Origin of the sequence: Microbacterium tenebrionis (assembly GCF_903645325.1) — a bacterium.
Taxonomy (GTDB): Bacteria; Actinomycetota; Actinomycetes; order Actinomycetales; family Microbacteriaceae; genus Microbacterium; species Microbacterium tenebrionis.
The window spans coordinates 121,072-137,958 of the sequence record NZ_CAHJXQ010000005.1; the positions used below are offsets into that span (position 1 = coordinate 121,072).

Genomic DNA, 16,887 nt, shown 5'->3' on the forward strand with positions numbered 1-16,887 from the left:
GAAGGAGTGGTCATGAAGAACATCAGAACGATTGCGGGAACAGTGGCCGCGGCATCCCTGCTGGCGGGCGCGCTCATCGCGGCTCCGGCGAGCGCGACCGTCGCACCGGCCGGGCACGGACAGGGGCACGGCGACGGCCAGTGCTCGCTGGCGGGCAAGACGCTGACGGCGACGGCATCCGTCAATCAGCCGCTGACCGCGAAGTTCACCGACTACGCCGAGACCGGCGGGGCGTGGACCGGCGCGGACAGCACGTATTCGCTGCCGCTCAAGGGCGGCAAGACGGGCTGGTTCTTCTCCGACACGTTCCTCGGCACCGTGAACCCCGACGGGTCGCGGCCCACCGACTCCGCATTCGTGAACAATTCGATCGTCGTCGAGTCGCGCCGCGGCATGCAGACGATCACCGGCGGGACAGCGGATGCTCCGGAGGCGATCGTGCCGCCGGAGGACGACGGCCGCTGGTACTGGATCGGCGACCCCGCGACCGGCAAGCACCACACCGTGCAGGTTCCGCTGCTGCAGTTCACCCGCACGGGCACCGGCCAGTGGGACTGGGGCTGGAGCGCGAACCGGCTCGCCACGCTCGACGGCGACACGCTGCAGCTCGAATCGATCACGGATCTGCCGTCGGCCACCGGCATCAACTGGGGCTCGTGGACGCTCCAGGAGGGACGCACCACGTACATCTACGGCATCGCCGACCCTGGCGGCATCCGTTCGGCGCACGTCGCCCGCACCACCGACGGGTCGGGCCTCGCCGGCACCTGGACGTACTGGGACGGCACCGGCTGGTCGACGGACGAGGCGGATGCCGTGCCCGTGGCCCCCTACGTCGCCAACGAGTTCAGCGTCGCGAAGTACCGCGACGGGTACCTGATGATCACGCAGGACACGTCCGAGCTGTTCAGCACGCGGATCGTCGCGCGCACCTCGTGCTCGCCGACAGGCCCCTTCTCGGACCCGGTCGAGGTGTACCGCACACCCGAGACGGGCGCACTCGGCTCGTATGGCGACGCCGACGTGTTCACGTACAACGCGCACGAGCATCCCGACCTTCGGAAGGGCAACCGGCTCCTCGTGACGTACAACGTCAACACGTTCGATAACGTCGGCGATGTATACGACGATGCGTCGATCTACCGGCCGCGGTTCATCGACGTCGAACTGAAAGTGGGCAGATGACCGACGCGTCGAGACTGCAGGATCTGCTGGCATCCGGCCGGCCGCTGACCTGGGTGATGACGGGCGACTCGATCACCCACGGTCTGCTGCACACGCGGGGCGCGCGCAACTACGTCGATCACCTGCACGAGCTGATCCGCGGGGATCTCGGACGCGTGCAGGATGCCGTGATCAACACGGCGATCTCGGGGTGGCGCATGCCGCTCATCCTGGAGGACTTCGAGCGCCGCGTCGCGACCTGGCAGCCCGATGTCGTCACGATCATGATCGGCACGAACGACTGCTCGACGACCTGGGTGGATCCGGTCGTCTCGTCCGCCGAGTTCGGCACCGGTCTCACCGAATTCATCGCGCGCGTGCGCGAGATCGGGGCGGTTCCGGTACTGCTGACGCCGCCCTTCGTCGACCTCGACCATGCTCCGGATCGGGATCGGCTCGGGGAGTTCGCCGACACGATGCGTGCGGTCGCCGCGGCTGAGGATGCGATCCTCGTGGATATCCATGCTGCATTCGCGGAGTTCTCGGCCGGCACGGGCCCGGGCAACGAGGGGACGCCGTGGGGTCTGCTCGACGACGCGTTCCACCCGAATGCGGCCGGACACGCGCTGATGGCGCTGGAGATGGCGCGCGCACTCGGACTGGATGCCGAGGAGTCGCGGGTGGTGGCCGACCTCACCGGTCGGATCGCCGTGGCGCGGCATCCTCAGTGGCCGCTGGCCTGAGTCGCAGGCGGTATGGGTTCTGTCGGTTCTGATCGATCGAACCCGACGAAACCCATACCGCGTGGCGCGAAACCGAGCGGCGCAGCGGCGTCAGCGCCGCGTGGATGCCGCGGCGCGCACGCCGGCAACGACCATCGCGAGTCCGGCCTCGAAGTCGTCGCCGCGCCGGTCGACGTCGGACGGGGAGAGGTCGGCCGAGGCATCCACAGCGCCGACGACGGCGGCGTGCACGCGCTGCTGCTCATGGAACGTGTAGCCGATGACGTAGTGCACGATCGTGTCGGCAGCGACCTGCGAAGCCGCCTCGTCCAACCCGCCGGCCCGAGCCGCGGCCGCCAGCGCGGTGCGAGCCGGGAGGTCGAGCAGCTCGAGCGCGAGCGAGCTCGAGACGATCTCGGCGCCGTCCTGATGGGCGAGCAGCCGATCGCGCAGAGCACGGGCGACAGCATCCATCTCGCCGCCGGGTAACCTGGCGCCGACGATCTGCGCACTGACGGCCGCGAGCAGCGCCTGCTTGTTCGGGAAGTGCCAGTACAGCGCGCTGACCTGCACGTCGAGCTCGTCGGCGATGCGGCGCATCGACAGCCCGGGCAGTCCGTTCTCGGCGAGCACGCGCATGGCGGCGGCAAGGACAGCGCTCTTGTCGTTGCGGGCGGATGCTGACGCGGCGTTCATCCTGCTATCGTACAGAACACCGTTCAGGTGAACAGTGTTCAGGATCGTTCTGGAGGAACCCATGTCCGCACCCGCAGCCCGCATCGGCCGCGTCCCCGTACTCGCCGATCTCATCCCCGCCGACTCGCGGCAGCGGGCTCTCGTCCGCGACGTGCTGCTCACGCTCGCCGGCACCGCATTCATCACCGTCGCCGGGTACATCGCCATCCCGCTGTGGTTCACTCCGGTGCCGATCTCGCTGGCGACATTCGCCGTGCTGCTCACCGGAGCGGCGCTCGGCCCGCTGCGCGGAGCATCCAGCGCCGGGCTCTACCTCGCGCTCGGCGTCGTCGGGGTGCCGCTGTTCGCGAACGGATCCGCGGGCTGGGCATTCGCCTCGTTCGGGTACATCCTCGGTTACGTCGCGGCTGCGCTCCTCGTCGGCATCCTCGCCCGTCGCCGCTCCGACCGGAACGTCTGGAAAACCCTCGGGCTCGCCGCCCTCGGCTCGCTCACGATCTACGCGTTCGGCGTCCCGTGGCTGGCCGCGTTCGTCGGCGTCGACTTCGCGACCGCGCTGACGCTCGGAGTCGTTCCGTTCCTCATCGGCGACGCGATCAAGATCATCGCGATGTCCGCGCTGCTGCCGGCGACCTGGCGGATCGTCCATCGCACCCGCGGCTGAGCGTTCAAGTAACGCAATTGCCCCCATCTCCCGACGGAATGGGGTCATTTGCGTCACTCGAAAGGCGGGGAGCCCTCCCCGAAGCGCTCGGCCGACGCCACCTGCTGCGCCACGCGCCGCAGCGCCAGCAGCAGCGGTTCGACGAGCGCGGATCCCAGCACGACGTACTGCACCGCCGCCTCGGCCGACGAGGTGGGAACGCCGGCGATCTCGGCATCCGCGATCTCGCGCATGCCCTTCAGATACGCCGGCATGACATCGCGGGGAACGTCGAAGCCGGCCGACTTTAGTCCGTCGAGCGCGCGGGCGAGGGCGTGCAGCACGGCGTCGTCGCAGAGCCCGGGCCGCCATCCGAGACCGGCGGCGACCTCTTCCGCCAGGGTCAGGTCGAGCTCGTCGTCCACGGGCGGCGTGATCGCCGCGTGCGCGGACCCGAGCAGCAGATGCGCACTCTCCGGCGGGTTGTCCAGCGTGTCGAGAACGCGGCGCACCTCGGCGATGCTCACGCCGGCGGCGATGAGCGCACGGATCACACCGAGCCGCTTCACGTGCGCCTCACCGTAGGACGCCTGCGTCGGAGAACTGCGCTCGCCCTCCGGCAGCAGCTGCTCGCGCAGGTAGTACTTGATCGTCGGCACCGCCACGCCGGTCGTCGCCGAAAGCTCTGAGATCTTCATGGTCACCTCTTGACATCGATAGTAACGCTATCCATTATGGATAGTGACGCTATCCAACCAAGGAGGAACCATGTCGAAGGTCATCATGGGCCGTATGACGCATCATCACGAGGGCGAGCTCGTCGTCTTCCACATCGGGATGCAGATCAACCGCTGGTGGCGGCCGGACGTGTGGATGCCGGCATTCCTGGCGATGCCCGGGATGCTGCGCGAACTGTCGCAGGACAAGGACTCGGGCTTCCTCGGCTACGAGCTGCTCTTCGGCCGCGGCGGCCCGTACGTCGTGCAGTACTGGTCATCCGCCGACAAGCTGTACGCGTACTCGACGGCCCCGGCGCAGAAGCACCGCGCGGCGTGGACGGCGTTCAACCAGGCGGCGCGGAAGTCGCCGGGCGTCATGGGCGTCTGGCACGAGACGTTCCGCGTCGAACGCGCCGAGAGCATCTACGTCTCCACGCGCGAGATGGGCCTGGCGAAGGCGACAGAGCGCATCGCGGTGGGCAGCCGGGTGGATCGCGCGCGGGCGCGATTCGACGAGGGGCGTACGGTGGCGGATGCGGCATAGATCCGCGGCAACGCAGCCGAATCGACTACCCCGCGAGCGGTGCGAAGTCCGTCCGATGCACCTGCTCCTCCAGCGCCGCCGCGACCGACAGCACGTTCATGTCGGCGAACGCCGGACCGACGATCTGCACCCCGGTCGGGATGCCGTGCTCGGACGTGCCCGACGGCACGCTGAGAACGGGCAACTGGCTGAGCATGTTGAACGGATACGTCATGAACCAGGCCTCGGCGATCTTCGGCGGCACGACCTCCCCGTTGATCTCGATGCCGAGATCGAGTGGCGAGCGGTCGGCGCCCACTGACGGCAGAGCCGTCGTCGGGCAGAGGAACGCGTCATACCGATCCAGGATCGGTCCCATCGTGCGGTACATGTCGACGTGCGTCTCGAGAGCGTCGCGCAGATCGTCGACGCTGAGCCCGCGCCCGTGCGCGATCATGTCCTCGGTGTAGTCGGCCAGTGCATGACGGTCTCGCTCGAACTCCGGCACGAAGCGTGCGGCGGACCCGCGGCTCGAGTTCGTCGCCAGCCACCCGTCGAAGACGCGCGTGTCCCAGTCGAGCTGCACCTCTTCGACCGTGCAGCCGAGCGCGCGCAGTCCTTCGACCATGCGCATCAGGTTCGCGCGCACCTCGTGGTCCACCGGGAAATAGCCCAGATCGACGGAGTATGCGATGCGCCAGCCCTTCACGTCGCGGATGTCGGTGTAGTCGACCTTCTCCGCGACGGTGTCGATATCCAGCGGATGCCGGCCGGAGATGAACGACTGCATCAGAGCGATGTCCGCAACTGTGCGCGCGAGCGGTCCATAGTGCATGTAGGGATCGAAGGTGTTGGGCAGATCGTTCGGATTACGCCCGAAGGGCGCCTTGTACCCGTAGACACCGCAGCAGGATGCCGGGATGCGGATGGACCCGCCGATGTCCGAACCGTCCGCGATCGTCGTCATCCCCGCCGCGAGCGCCACCCCGGCGCCCGACGACGAGCCGCCGGGTCCGAACTCGGTGTTCCACGGATTGCGCGTCACGCCCCACAGCGGCGTGTAACAGTTGCCCGCCTCGCCGAACTCGGGCATCACCGTGCGGGCGTGCACGATCGCCCCCGCCCCGATCAGCCGCTCCACTCCGGGGTGTGTGTCGCTGACGACGTTGTCCTTGTACAGCACCGATCCGTACGTCACCGTGTGCCCCGCGATCGGCACGTTGTCCTTGACCGCGAGCGCGACCCCCTCCAGGGGGCGGGCCGTGCCGTCGGCGTAGCGCTCGTCGGCCGCGAACGCCTTCGCGAGCGCATCCTCCGCGTAGATCGCGGTGAATGCGTTCAGTGCAGGGTTGACCCGGTCGATCCGCTCGAGGATCGCCGTCATGAGCTCAGACGGGAGCAGCGTCCCCGCCCGGAAGCGCGCCAGGGCCTCCGTCGCCGACAAGTATTCGATCGCGGTCGTCATGCGTGTCCCTTTCCGGAGGTCTCGTCGTTCGAGGATGCCGTGCGCGGCGCTATCGCGGAGATCAGCTCGTAGACCACGTGCGACGCGGCGACGGCGGTGAGCTGGGCGTGATCGTACGGCGGGGACACCTCGACCACGTCCGCACCGACGAGGTTCGTCCCCGCCAGCGCCCGCACCATCGCCAGCAGCTCCCGGCTGGTGAGGCCGCCGGCCTCGGGAGTGCCCGTGCCGGGCGCATGCGCAGGATCGAGCACGTCGATGTCGATGCTCGCGTACACCGGGCGGTCGCCGAGCCGCGCCAGCATCCGGTCGATCGCGGCGCCCAGGCCGTCGTCCTCGAGCTCGACCGACGAGATGATCTGGAATCCGAGTCGCTCATCGTCAACGAGGTCCTCGCGCCCGTACAGCGGGCCGCGGGTGCCGACGTGGACGCATGACGTGAGATCGAGCAGGCCCTCCTCGGATGCCCGGCGGAACGGCGTGCCGTGTGTGATCGACGCCCCGAAATAGGTGTCCCAGGTGTCCAGGTGCGCGTCGAAGTGCACGACCGCGACCGGCCCGTGCTCGCGCGCGACGTTGCGCAGCAGCGGCAGCGCTATCGTGTGGTCGCCGCCGATCGTCACCAGGCGTGCTCCGCCGGCGCTGAGCTCGCGCGCCGCCGCCTCGATCTGGCCGACCGCCGCGTCGATGTCGAACGGGTTGATCGACATGTCTCCGGCATCGACGACCTGCTGCGTCGCGAAAGGCTCGACGTCGGCTGCAGGGTTGTACGGTCGCAGCAGTCGCGACGCCTCGCGGACATGGGCGGGTCCGAACCGTGCGCCGGAGCGGAAGCTCACACCCGCATCGAACGGGGCACCCACCACCGCGACATCCGCGTGCGAGACCTCGTCGATCCGCGGCAGAAGCGCGAAGGTCGCCGGTCCGGAGAACCGCGGCGTCAGACTCGAGTCCACCGGACCGATCCGGCCACCGGTCGCCACCCGCTGAGGGTTTGTCCGATCGGGATGCCGGGCGGCATCCGGCGCTGCGGCATCCGCTCGCACATCATCGGCGTCCACGGCGGTCACCTCATCCCCACGAAGTACTTGCGGGAGGGTTCGATGGTCTCCCACGTGCCGCGGAAGCCACGGGGCACGACGAACGCATCACCGGCGCCGAATTCCCGGCGCCCGCCCTCGGCATCGACGACGGCGACTCGGCCCTCGATCATGACGCAGAACTCGGTGTACGGCCACGAATCGGACGAGACGCTGCCCGGTTCGCCGTGCCAGAGCCCGCCCAGGGAGTCCTCGGCGAGCTCGACCGCACGGAACTCCGCCTCCGACCAGGTCGCACTCACCGAGTCGTACTCGCCCGGGTCGGGAACGTGCCGCCTGGACGGGTCGTCCGTGACGGAGATGACGTCGTCGATGGTGGTGGTGCTCACTGCGTTGCGCCTTTCAGATCGTGGGGTGTGCATGGGGTGTTCAACGGGCATCCGCCAGTCGCGCTCGCAGCGCCGCGGTCGCCTCGTCGAACGGACGGGTCAGGAACGCGAGGTGGTCGCGCTCGCCGTGCCGGTGCTGAACCGCGCCAGGCCATTCGATGCGCGCATGATCGGTGACGTGCCGGCGCGCTCCCCCGACGATGTCCAGCATCATGCGCGTCACGTCGTCGTCGAACCGCACGTACTCGTCGTCGACGGATGCGTAGACGGGCGAGGTGTGAGCGAACACCGGTCGGCTCCAGGTATCGGTGTGCCGCAGGAACCCGGCGCCTGCGCCGACGCAGCGCGCGGCGATCCAGTCAGACCCGGTGATCTCCACCTCGACCTCGAACCTGTGGGAGCGCGCGCCCTCCGGAACCCGACGCCGCTCGATGACGACTCCGGACCGGATGATCTCGATCGTCTCGACCGGGAACAGCGACTCCAGCTCGACCGCGACGCCGACGCGACGCCGACCGAGCAGAGTCGAGCCGGGACGCTCGCCGTCGACGGAGAGCCACAGCATCGGGCCGCTGGAGACCATCGTGTCGCCGCGCTTGATCCCCTCGCACCACGCCCAGTAGTCGACATCCCGTCCGGGGGTGCCCGCGTACGTGCGCATGAGGCCGATCGGCACCTCGCTGGTCATCTTGTCCGTCCCTGCCGCCAACGGGATCCGGTAACCGGCGTTCAGGTACCGGTAGTACTCGCCGATGTTGTACTCGTCGTAGGCGATCGTCTCCACCGCGTCGAGCCGGCCCGTCGCGAGCAGCGCCGCCGTCTCGCCGTAGGGCACCGGGAAGTGCGCCAGCACCACCGTTCCTCCCTGTTCGTGGCATTCGTCGGCCCAGTGCGACAGGGTCGTGGCCAGTCCGCCGCCGATCTCGGCCTCTTCCGAGCCGCCGGTGCACCAGGGCATGATCGGCTTGCGCAGCCCCAGCAAGTTGATGTGGCCGAGCATGTTCGTGCGGTTCTCCTGGCCGGCGAACACGACGGCGTCTCGATCGAGCGAGTACTGCGGCCGCCCGACGAATTCCTCTGTGCTGGTGAACAATTGCCCCCACTGCGACAGCAGCAGGTTCGTGACCTGCACGTCCTCGGCGCGCGCCTCGAGCTCAGCACCCTGCGTCGAGACGAAGTGCACGTGGGTGTCTCCGCTGAGATAGCCGCGCTCGCGGGCATCGAAGACCCGCTCGAGCACGAGGTTCAGCTCGGTCTGACCCGGCTCGATCACCACGCGCTCGCGCAGTGGCCGGTGCTCGAAGCCGCGCGACACCTCGACGGTGACGGGGCCGACCGGCAACCATCCCTCGCACGCGCCGTCGATGAACCCGTAGGTGTACGCCCCGAGCCGGACGTCTCCGCCGATGTCGAGGTTCCACGTGCCGCCATCCGAGTTGATGTGCGCATGGTGACCGTACGGCGCGATCGGGATGCCGGCGTCGCTCTGGAACCTGATGCGACAGGGCAGCAGCTGTCCGTCGCGGTCGCGCACCGTCGTGCGAACCCAGTTCTGCTCCCCCGCCGGCAGACGGACCGAGAGCCCGTCCGCCACGTCGAGGCGGCCGTGCTCCAGCAGGTCACCCCACCGGAACCGGCCGAGCTCGGTCTCGCCGTCGAAGACCGCGACGGTCGCCGACGGCGAGGCCGAGATCTTCGCGTAGCCCGTCGGCCAGGACTCGTCGAGCGGATGTCCCCACCCGGCGGGCAGTGCGACGCCCTCGTCATCCGTCCCGGCCTCCGGCGCGGTGCGGTAGACGTAGGTCGAAGACCCGCGGTCCACCTCCACGCGGACTTGTTCCGTCATGGGGCGGGCGCCGAGGTCGAGCACGACGTCGCGCGCGACCGACCGTGTGAACGGCTCTTCTTCCAGGGTGCTGCGGGTGATCGCGCCGATGAGGATCGAACCGCCGGAAGCGTCGACGCGCACGGCGCGCACCTCGCGATCGGGATGAGGGTTGGGCAGCGCCCACAGGTAGAACCGGTACGGGAGCACGTAGGGGACGCGCGACTGGGGATCCTCGACCTCGACCAGGCGGGCGCCTGCCTCGTCGTAGCGTCCGCACATCCGATCCATCAGTTCGTGCTCGGCGTCGTTGCGGGCGAGGAATGGCGTCTGTCCCCAGTCCAATGGCAGCGGACGACCGTTCCACCGTCGCGGCGTCGGCCCGATCTCGTACCGCTGATGGATCGTGTGCGACACCTCCTCGTTGTCCGCGTACTCAAGTCGATAGCATCCGATCTCGTCGCCGACGGCGCCGCCCTGGAACAGGTCGGGCTCGAGTACGGCGTGCGCGATGACGAGCCAGCGGGCGGGCGCCTCGATGGGAATTCGCGCCGATCCTCCCGGCTGCACGCGCAGCACGGCCCGTTCGGCGTCGCCGAACCGGAACGGCAGCCCGTACAGGGTGCGCGCACCGAGGCGGACATCCTGCGGATCCTCGAAGATGTCGACCGGGACGTCGGCCACACCGCTCAGGTCGATCGGAACGTATTCGGACGGACTCACGGATGCTGCCTCTCAGTTTCCGAGCGCTGCGACGCGGTCGTGCTCGGGCAGGTCGTTCTCGTCGGCGACGTTGACGCTGCCGAGCCGGGCGTAGCGCTCGGGGGAGCGGGTGCGCAGGTACAGGGCGCGGGCGATCCCGACCACGACGGCGATCACGGCGAGGCCGATGAGGATCTCGTTCACGAAGGGTGCGCCGCCCGAGAAGAGATCGAAGTTCGCCACGACGAGCACGAGCACGAGGGACAGCGCGACGAACGAGATCGACGGCGCGATCGTCGTGCGCCAGAGTCCTGCCTCCGGATGCTCGCGACGCAGGTACACCACGACCGCCAGGGAGCACAGCGCCCAGAGCCCGATGATGCCGAGGAAGCCCAGTGCGCTGCCCCACAGGAGCAGGCCCAGGTACGGGTCGATGTTCAGCACGACGCACAGCACGAGGACGACCAGGGCGAACAGCGACTGCGCCGTCCCGGCGACCCACGGCGATCGCGTCCGGGGGTGCACGGAGCCGAACTTCGCGGGGAGCAGTCCCTCCCGACCGAGGGCGTAGAGGTAACGGTTGCTCGCGTTGTGCAGCGCGAGCAGTGCCGCGAAGGCGCTGAGCAGCAGCAGCACCAGCGTGACGTCGACCAGCCACGCGGGCGTGTGCTTCTCGAACAGCGACAACGCGAGTCCCGCCGTGTCGGCAGCGGCTGCTTCTTCGATGTTCTCGACGCCGTAGGCCGTGACGATCGCGTAGGCCATGATCGCGTAGAACACCCCGATGAACGCCACGACGGCGTACGTGGCGCGGCGGACGGTCTTGACGCCTCCCTTGACCTCTTCGGAGTAGATCACGGTGGATTCGAAGCCCATGAAAGCGCCGAAGATCAGTCCGAACATCGCGCCGTTCTCGAAGGTGAACACGACCGAGGGAGCGACGGGCTCGAGGGAGAGCGCATCCCCGCCGCTGCTGACGAAGATCGACACGGCGAGCACGATGAGCACGGTGATCTCACAGGCCAGGACCACGGTCAGGATCTTCGCGCTGGCGGTGATCCCGCGGTAGCCCAGGAACGCGACGGCGGCGAGCGCCACTGCCGCGTACAGCCACCACGGAGCCTCGATCCCGAAGAACCGGCCCACCGTGTCGCCCACGTAGAGTCCGAGGGCGCCGTACGTCGACACCTGCAGAGCGTTGTAGGCGATGACCGCCAGGAGCGCCGCCGCCGACCCGACCTCTCTGCCGAGACCGCGCGTGATGATCGCATAGAACGCCCCGGTGTTGCGGACGTAGCGCATCATCGTCGTCAAGCCGACCGAGAACAGCGCCATCACGATGGCTGCCACGAGGTAGCCGCCGGGAACCGCCGAGCCGCCGACGAAGAAGTGCAGGGGCATCACCGCGACCACGAGGGTCAGAGGAGCGAGGGTTGCGAGTGCGGTGAAGATGAGTTCGGTCAGGCTGAGGGCGTTGCGTGCCAGACCGTCGTTCGGGGATGCGGGGGATGCTGTCGATGAGGTGGACGGTGACGAACCGAGGGATTCGGGTGAGCGATTCATCGGGGCTCCTTCGGGGGGCGGGCGTTTCAGGTCGTCGGTGATCACAGGAACGGCATTTCCATCAATATGACACATTTGTTGCCTATTGAGAACCCCTCGATTCGATCTGTGATGATTGACGACGCGCCCCGGCGTCGGCGGCGCAACACAGGGCCATGCTTGAGAATGCCCCGTCGAACGGAGATCCCATGCGTCCGCTGCGACCCGCACCGTCCCGCGACCCGCTCGCGATCGGCGCCAAGCTGCGCTCGACCCGCACCGCGCAGGGTCTCACGATCGCCCACGTGGCCGAGGCCAGCGGCGTCACCAAGAGCTTCCTCAGCCGGGTCGAACGCGACGAGACATCGCCGAGCGTCGCAACGCTGCGGTCGCTGTGCGATGTGCTCTCGCTCCCGATCGGCGCGCTGTTCGAGCCGCCGGAGGTTCAGCTCGTCGCCCTCGATGAGGCCCCGCTGATCAACATGGGCGGCACCGGTGTCGTCGACCGACTGCTGAGCCCGCGCTCGGAGGCACGGGTGCAGATCCTGCGGTCGACGCTGCAGCCCGGATCATCCGGCGGAGAAGAGCTCTACACCGTCAACTGCGATGTGGAAGTCATCCATGTCGTCTCGGGAACAATGCGCATGCGCGTCGGCACCGACACGCACGATCTCAACCAGGGAGACACGATGTCGCTTCCCGGGAGGGAGCCGCACACCTGGACGAACGAATCGGATGATGTGACCGAGATCGTGTGGGTACTGGTCCCGGCCGCCTGGAGCGGCGCAGCCGGCGCGGGGTCGTAGGACGGCGCCGGATAGACTGGCAGGGCCCCGCCGAACCTCTCTCACTTGGAGCGCGCGTGACCACCGCCCCCGAAGCATCCGCTCGTCAGCACGTCCCCGACTCCGTCTCGAACGCCGAGGCGACCCCCGAGAAGGAGCAGCCCTACGGCGCGCTCGGCCTCAAGGACGACGAGTACGCCCGGATCCGTGAGATCCTCGGCCGCCGCCCCACCAGCGGCGAGCTGGCCATGTACTCGGTGATGTGGTCAGAGCACTGCTCGTACAAGAGCTCGAAGAATTACCTCAAGAGGTTCGGCCAGAAGGTCTCCGACGAGATGCGCGAGCGCCTCATGGTCGGCATGGGCCAGAACGCCGGCGTCATCGACGTGGGGGAGGGCTGGGCCGTCACCTTCAAGGCCGAATCGCACAACCACCCGAGCTTCATCGAGCCGTTCCAGGGTGCAGCGACGGGTGTCGGCGGCATCGTCCGCGACATCATCTCGATGGGCGCCCGGCCGGTGGCCGTCATGGACGCCCTCCGTTTCGGGGCGATCGACCACCCCGACACCGCCCGCGTCGTGCACGGCGTCACCGCCGGCATCAGCTTCTACGGCAATTGCCTCGGCCTGCCCAACATCGGCGGCGAGACCGTCTTCGACTCCGTCTACCAGGCCAACCCGCTGGTCAACGCCCTCGCGGTCGGCGTCCTCCGCCACGAGGACCTCAAGCTCGCGAACGCCGAGGGCGTCGGCAACAAGGTCGTCCTGTTCGGCGCGCGCACCGGCGGCGACGGCATCGGCGGAGCCAGCATCCTCGCCTCCGACTCCTTCGACGACGGCGGCCCCACCAAGCGCCCCGCCGTGCAGGTCGGCGACCCGTTCGCCGAGAAGGTGCTCATCGAGTGCTGCCTCGAGCTGTACAAGAAGGAGCTCGTCGAGGCCATCCAGGACCTCGGCGCGGCCGGCATCTCGTGCGCCACCAGCGAGCTCGCCGCCAACGGCAACTCGGGCATGCACGTCTCGCTCGACAACGTCCTGCTGCGCGACCCCACCCTGACCGCTGAGGAGATCCTCATGTCGGAGTCGCAGGAGCGCATGATGGCGATCGTCGCCCCCGAGAAGCTCGACGCCTTCATGGAGGTCGTCACCAAGTGGGACGTCGAGACGAGCGTGCTCGGCGAGGTCACCGGCGACGGCCGCCTCGTCATCGACTGGCAGGGCGAGCGCATCGTCGACGTCGACCCGTCGACGGTCGCAGTCGACGGGCCGGTCTACGACCGCCCGGTCGCCTACCCGACGTGGATCGACGCTCTGCAGGCGGATGCCGCCGAGCTCCTGCCCCGCACGGATGACCCCGACGTGCTGCGCGAGCAGTTCCTGCGGCTCGTCGCGAGCCCGAACCTCGCCGACACCCGCTGGATCACCAACCAGTACGACTACTACGTGCTCGGCAACACCGCCCTCGCCTTCCCCGACGACGCCGGCATGATCCGCGTCGACGAGGAGTCCGGCCTGGGCTTCGCGATCTCCACCGACGCGAACGGCCGGTACTGCCAGCTCGACCCCTATGCGGGCGCGCAGCTGGCCCTGGCCGAGGCGTACCGCAACGTCGCCGTCACCGGCGCCGAGCCCACCGCGATCACCGACTGCCTGAACTTCGGATCCCCCGAGAACCCCGAGGTCATGTGGCAGTTCGGGCAGACGGTCGACGGCCTCGCCGACGGATGCTACGAGCTGGGCACCCCGGTCACCGGCGGCAACGTCTCGTTCTACAACCAGACCGGCGACGTCCCGATCCACCCGACGCCGCTCGTCGGCGTGCTCGGCATCATCGACGACGTCTCGCGCCGCATCCCGTCGGGCTGGCAGGACGAGGGCCAGAACATCTACCTGCTCGGCACCACCCAGACCGAGCTGTCGGGCTCGGCCTGGGCCGACGTCGTCCACGACCACCTCGGCGGTCTCCCGCCGAAGGTCGACCTCGCCGCCGAGAAGACCCTCGCCGGGCTGATCGGCGCGGCCCGCGACGAGTGGCTGATCTCGTCCGCGCACGACGTGTCCGAGGGCGGCCTCGCGCAGGCTCTCGCTGAGGGAGTCATGCGCTTCGGCGTCGGCGCGCGCGTGTGGCTCACCGAGCTTATGGAGCGCGACGGGGTGGATGCCGCATCCGCTCTCTTCTCGGAGTCGACCGGCCGCGTCATCGTGACCGTGCCCCGCGAGGAGGACGTGAAGTTCCGCGGCCTCTGCGAGGGACGCGGCTACCCCGTGCTGCGCATCGGCGTGACCGACACCGTCGCCGACCTCGAGGTCACGGGGCTGTTCACGGTGAGCGCCGCCGAGCTGCGCGAGACGTCGCAGGCCACGCTGCCCGCCGCCTTCGGCCCGACCGTCGCGGAGCCGGTGGCGTGAGCATCGAGCCCAGCGAGGACTACGGCGACCTCGGGGAGCGGCGCAACCGCCGCATCCGCGTGGTCGCGTGGATCGCGATCATCTCACTGATCCTCGTCGGCGGCGGCGCCACCGTGCTGAGCCTGCTCTTCGGCTGACGCGCTCCCGGCACCAGTCCCCGTTCAGCGCGCGAACAAGAACCGCGCGAGGCTCAGGATCGCGTCGCGATCCTGAGATCCACGCCCCAGCGACTCCACGATGATCGCCCCGAGGATCGCTCCGCCGATCTGCTCCACGGGCGCGTCGGCGGCGAGCTGACCGTCGCGGATGCCGCCGCGCAACCGGTCGGACAGATGCTCCTCCACGCCCAGGCTCTCACCGAGATGCGCACCGACCGCTGCATCTTCGGTCGCCGCAGCGACGAGCGATCGCAGCAGCGCACCGCCCTGTGGAGCATCCAGGATCGACAGCACGCTGCGCGGCGGGCCGTACGCTGGGGTCATGACCGATCCCGAGCTGCGCACCCTGCTGGAGGAGCTCCGCCGCCAGGCGAGCGAGCGGAGCGCGGCGCTCGAGACCGCCCTCGCGCAGCTCACCCACGACCGCAGCAGCCAGAGCGATGACGACGAGCACGACCCGGAGGGCGTGCCGCTGTCGGCGGAATGGTCGCGTCTGAGCGGACTGCTCGACGGCGCCCGCGAAGAACTGCAGCAGGTCGACGCAGCGCTCGCGCGAATGGATGCCGGAACCTACGGCTTCTGCACGAACTGCGGTCGTCGCATCCCGATCGAGCGGCTGCGCGTGCGTCCGTTCGCCGAACTCTGCGTGCCGTGCGCCGAGAAGCTCGGGCGCTGATCGGAATCTCGCCCGAGCGCGTCGAGCCCGTTGGGGTCTCGAGGATGGTCATCGTGTCGATGTAGTCGTCCAGCGGCATCGCGTGCGGATCGTCGGCGCGACCGGGCATGAGGTCGGTCTGCACGGACGGCGGCACGAGCTCGACGATCCGCACGCTCGTGCCGGCGAACTGCAGGTCGACTGCCAGGTGCTGTTCACCGAGGACCGCGGGCAGGCGCTCCTCGTGCTCACCGCGGCACCCCGCAGCGACGACGAGGAGAAGATCCGGCTGCTGCGAGTGGTCGGCGCCCAGCGGTTCTGAGCGGCTACTCCGAGTCGGCCTTGCGCGCACCCGCTTCGAGCACGTCGCCGGCGGGCAGCTCCTGGTGACCGCCGAACTGCAGCCGCATCGCCGAGAGCACCTGGTTGGCGAACTGGTCCTCGTCGCGCGAGGCGAATCGCTCGAACAGAGACGCCGCGAGGACCGGAACCGGCACCCCGACGTCGACGGCGGCTTTGACCGTCCAGCGGCCCTCACCCGAGTCCGAGACGCGGCCGGCGAGCCCGTCGAGGGTCGGGTTCTCGGCGAGCGCCGCCGCCGTGAGGTCGAGCAGCCACGATGAGATGACCGATCCGCGACGCCAGAGCTCCGAGACCGCGGCCGTGTCAATCGGGAACTGGTAGAACTCCGGCTCCTCGAGCGGAGCGACCTCGGCGGAGTGCTCGGCCTCGCGCACGCCGGCATCCGCGTTGTGGAGCAGGTTCAGGCCCTCGGCGATCGCGGCCATGATGCCGTACTCGATGCCGTTGTGCACCATCTTGACGAAGTGCCCCGAACCCGCGGGACCGGTGTGCAGGTAGCCCTGCTCCTCGGGGGCGAGATCGCCGGTGCGGCCGGGGGTGCGCTCGATCTCGCCGGGGCCGGGTGCGATCGTCTTCAGGATCGGCTCGATGTGCGCGTAGGCTCGCTCGGACCCGCCGACCATGAGGCAGTACCCGCGCTCGAGACCGAAGACGCCGCCGCTGGTGCCGATGTCGACGTACTCGATGCCCTTCTCGCCGAGCGCTTTCGCCCGCCGCACGTCGTCGCGGTAGTTCGAGTTGCCGCCGTCGATGAGGATGTCGCCCTTCTCCAGAACCGCGGCGACCTCGTCGGCCACCTTCCCCGTGAGGGAGGCGGGCACCATCATCCACACGACACGGGTGGGCTGCAGTTTCGTGGCCAGATCGGCCATGCTGTCGGCGCCCGTCGCGCCCTCCGCGACGAGTGCGGCGACGGCGTCCTGATTCACGTCGTAGACGACGCACTCGTGACCGTCGCGCATCAAGCGCCGGACGATGTTCGCGCCCATCCTGCCGAGTCCGATCATGGCCAGTTGCATGTCTGCTCCTCTCAGTCAAGGCTCACCGAGAGCCGATCCGTGGTCATCCTGGCACGGCATCCCGGGCGA

18 protein-coding genes are annotated in these 16,887 nt (G+C 68.9%); 9 read left to right on the forward strand and 9 right to left on the reverse strand.

Going from position 1 to position 16,887, the window contains the following annotated elements:
* Positions 1-12: 12 nt before the first annotated feature.
* Together HWX58_RS09495 and HWX58_RS09500 are read left to right on the forward strand one after the other, a co-directional pair.
* Positions 13-1,185 (forward strand): DUF5005 domain-containing protein, encoded by a 1,173-nt coding sequence (locus tag HWX58_RS09495; RefSeq protein WP_175987304.1) that lies wholly within the window; start codon positions 13-15, stop codon positions 1,183-1,185.
* On the forward strand, positions 1,182-1,907 hold the full coding sequence (locus HWX58_RS09500; RefSeq protein WP_175987306.1) for an SGNH/GDSL hydrolase family protein: 726 nt from the start codon (positions 1,182-1,184) through the stop codon (positions 1,905-1,907). The genes HWX58_RS09495 and HWX58_RS09500 overlap by 4 nt, the downstream gene beginning before the upstream one ends.
* Positions 1,908-1,997: 90 nt before the next feature.
* On the opposite strand, the gene HWX58_RS09505 is transcribed toward HWX58_RS09500, so the two are convergent.
* The gene (locus HWX58_RS09505; protein ID WP_175987308.1) at positions 1,998-2,582 is read right to left on the reverse strand and encodes a TetR family transcriptional regulator; all 585 of its coding nucleotides are present in this window, start codon (positions 2,580-2,582) and stop codon (positions 1,998-2,000) included.
* A gap of 61 nt (positions 2,583-2,643) precedes the next feature.
* On the opposite strand from HWX58_RS09505, the gene HWX58_RS09510 reads away from it, so the two are divergent.
* On the forward strand, positions 2,644-3,246 hold the full coding sequence (locus tag HWX58_RS09510) for a biotin transporter BioY (RefSeq protein WP_175987310.1): 603 nt from the start codon (positions 2,644-2,646) through the stop codon (positions 3,244-3,246).
* 53 nt (positions 3,247-3,299) lie between these two features.
* Here the strand turns inward: HWX58_RS09510 and HWX58_RS09515 are convergent, their stop codons facing one another.
* Complete coding sequence (locus HWX58_RS09515; protein ID WP_175987312.1) at positions 3,300-3,923, reverse strand: MerR family transcriptional regulator; 624 nt, start codon at positions 3,921-3,923, stop codon at positions 3,300-3,302.
* Positions 3,924-3,993: 70 nt separating this feature from the next.
* Here HWX58_RS09515 and HWX58_RS09520 point away from each other — a divergent pair, with 70 nt between their 5' ends.
* Positions 3,994-4,488, forward strand: coding sequence for a DUF4188 domain-containing protein (locus HWX58_RS09520; RefSeq protein ID WP_175987315.1), 495 nt, complete (start codon positions 3,994-3,996; stop codon positions 4,486-4,488).
* 25 nt (positions 4,489-4,513) lie between these two features.
* Here HWX58_RS09520 and HWX58_RS09525 read toward each other — a convergent pair whose 3' ends face one another.
* From HWX58_RS09525 to HWX58_RS09545, 5 genes are all read right to left on the reverse strand, one after another.
* Positions 4,514-5,932 (reverse strand): amidase, encoded by a 1,419-nt coding sequence (locus HWX58_RS09525; RefSeq protein WP_175987316.1) that lies wholly within the window; start codon positions 5,930-5,932, stop codon positions 4,514-4,516.
* The gene (speB, locus tag HWX58_RS09530) at positions 5,929-6,915 is read right to left on the reverse strand and encodes an agmatinase (RefSeq protein ID WP_175987401.1); all 987 of its coding nucleotides are present in this window, start codon (positions 6,913-6,915) and stop codon (positions 5,929-5,931) included. Before speB ends, HWX58_RS09525 begins: the two co-directional genes overlap by 4 nt.
* Positions 6,916-6,998: 83 nt before the next feature.
* A complete protein-coding gene (locus HWX58_RS09535) occupies positions 6,999-7,361 on the reverse strand; it encodes a cupin domain-containing protein (protein ID WP_217702974.1) in 363 nt (120 codons plus the stop codon).
* A gap of 40 nt (positions 7,362-7,401) precedes the next feature.
* Positions 7,402-9,909 carry a CehA/McbA family metallohydrolase gene (locus tag HWX58_RS09540; RefSeq protein WP_175987320.1) on the reverse strand — a complete coding sequence of 836 codons (2,508 nt, stop codon included), beginning with the start codon at positions 9,907-9,909 and terminating at the stop codon, positions 7,402-7,404.
* A gap of 12 nt (positions 9,910-9,921) precedes the next feature.
* Positions 9,922-11,451: an APC family permease gene (locus HWX58_RS09545; RefSeq protein ID WP_175987322.1), complete on the reverse strand. Its 1,530-nt coding sequence runs from the start codon at positions 11,449-11,451 to the stop codon at positions 9,922-9,924.
* Positions 11,452-11,639: 188 nt separating this feature from the next.
* On the opposite strand from HWX58_RS09545, the gene HWX58_RS09550 reads away from it, so the two are divergent.
* Genes HWX58_RS09550 through HWX58_RS09560 form a run of 3 tightly spaced genes read left to right on the forward strand, consistent with a single transcriptional unit; the run spans position 11,640 to position 14,760 of the window.
* Entirely contained in the window at positions 11,640-12,236 is a 597-nt protein-coding gene (locus HWX58_RS09550; protein WP_175987324.1) for a helix-turn-helix domain-containing protein, read from the forward strand.
* A 56-nt stretch (positions 12,237-12,292) separates the two neighbouring features.
* Positions 12,293-14,623, forward strand: coding sequence for a phosphoribosylformylglycinamidine synthase subunit PurL (gene purL, locus HWX58_RS09555; protein WP_175987327.1), 2,331 nt, complete (start codon positions 12,293-12,295; stop codon positions 14,621-14,623).
* On the forward strand, positions 14,620-14,760 hold the full coding sequence (locus tag HWX58_RS09560; RefSeq protein ID WP_175987329.1) for a hypothetical protein: 141 nt from the start codon (positions 14,620-14,622) through the stop codon (positions 14,758-14,760). The genes purL and HWX58_RS09560 overlap by 4 nt, the downstream gene beginning before the upstream one ends.
* A gap of 24 nt (positions 14,761-14,784) precedes the next feature.
* Here HWX58_RS09560 and HWX58_RS09565 read toward each other — a convergent pair whose 3' ends face one another.
* Positions 14,785-15,105, reverse strand: coding sequence for a TetR/AcrR family transcriptional regulator C-terminal ligand-binding domain-containing protein (locus HWX58_RS09565; protein WP_175987331.1), 321 nt, complete (start codon positions 15,103-15,105; stop codon positions 14,785-14,787).
* On the opposite strand from HWX58_RS09565, the gene HWX58_RS09570 reads away from it, so the two are divergent.
* Positions 15,104-15,457 (forward strand): TraR/DksA family transcriptional regulator, encoded by a 354-nt coding sequence (locus HWX58_RS09570; RefSeq protein ID WP_175987332.1) that lies wholly within the window; start codon positions 15,104-15,106, stop codon positions 15,455-15,457. The genes HWX58_RS09565 and HWX58_RS09570 overlap by 2 nt on opposite strands.
* Before the next feature lie 82 nt (positions 15,458-15,539).
* A complete protein-coding gene (locus HWX58_RS09575; RefSeq protein ID WP_175987334.1) occupies positions 15,540-15,758 on the forward strand; it encodes an MmyB family transcriptional regulator in 219 nt (72 codons plus the stop codon).
* Positions 15,759-15,762: 4 nt separating this feature from the next.
* On the opposite strand, the gene gnd is transcribed toward HWX58_RS09575, so the two are convergent.
* On the reverse strand, positions 15,763-16,818 hold the full coding sequence (gene gnd, locus HWX58_RS09580; protein ID WP_175987336.1) for a phosphogluconate dehydrogenase (NAD(+)-dependent, decarboxylating): 1,056 nt from the start codon (positions 16,816-16,818) through the stop codon (positions 15,763-15,765).
* Between the last annotated feature and the right edge of the window lie 69 nt (positions 16,819-16,887).